Consider the following 767-nt stretch of genomic DNA (forward strand, 5'->3'; position numbering starts at 1 on the left):
CCGCCTTCGAGGCGCTGTGGCAGGACTTCGACTCCACGCCCCGCACCGAGGCCCTGGCCACGGCGGTGGACACCGCCGCACGCCAGCGCCGCAACACACGCAGCAACGCGCGCCGCGCGATCATCACCCGCGGCGTGCTGGGCGTTGCCGGCCTGGGCACGGCGGGCCTGCTGGCATGGCGCGGCTGGCTTGAATGGCAGGACACCACCGTGTTCGCCCTGGCCCGCGACAGTGCGATTGGCGAACGCATCGTGCTGAACCTGCCCGACGCCAGCGTGCTGACCCTGGGACCGGCCAGCCGCATCGCCACGCGCTACACGCGCCGCCAGCGCGCCGTGGTGCTGGAGCAGGGAGAGGCCCTGTTCGACGTGGCCAGGGATGCAGACCGCCCCTTCACCATCGCCGCCGGCCAGGCCCGCATCACCGTGCTGGGCACGCGCTTCACCGTCAACCGCCTGCCGGGACTGGTGCGGGTGAGCGTGGAGCATGGAACGGTGCGTTTGGCGGTGAAAGGTGGTGACGGAGAACCGTCCTTGCTGCTGCAGGCTGGCGAAGTGGGGGAACTGCCGGACGAAAGCGCCGGTGCCGCCCCCGGTGCCGCACCCGGAGCCGATGGCGCCCACGCCAGCCCCCTCCCCCACCGCGTGCAACGCGATGCGCGCGACAGCGTCTCGTCCATCGAACGCGGCCTCATCGTCTTCGACAGCGCCGGGCTGGGCGAGATCGCGGCCACGCTGTCGCGCTGGCGCCGCCAGCCCGTGCGTGCG

At 72.9% G+C, this 767-nt stretch carries 1 protein-coding gene; it reads left to right on the forward strand.

Annotation, left to right across the window (positions count from 1 at the left end):
- A partial coding sequence (locus L995_RS10305; RefSeq protein WP_047471411.1) for a FecR family protein occupies positions 1–767 on the forward strand: 767 nt, incomplete at both ends.

The sequence above is a fragment of the Delftia sp. ZNC0008 genome (assembly GCF_000799035.1).
GTDB classification, from domain to species: Bacteria; Pseudomonadota; Gammaproteobacteria; order Burkholderiales; family Burkholderiaceae_C; genus Comamonas; species Comamonas tsuruhatensis.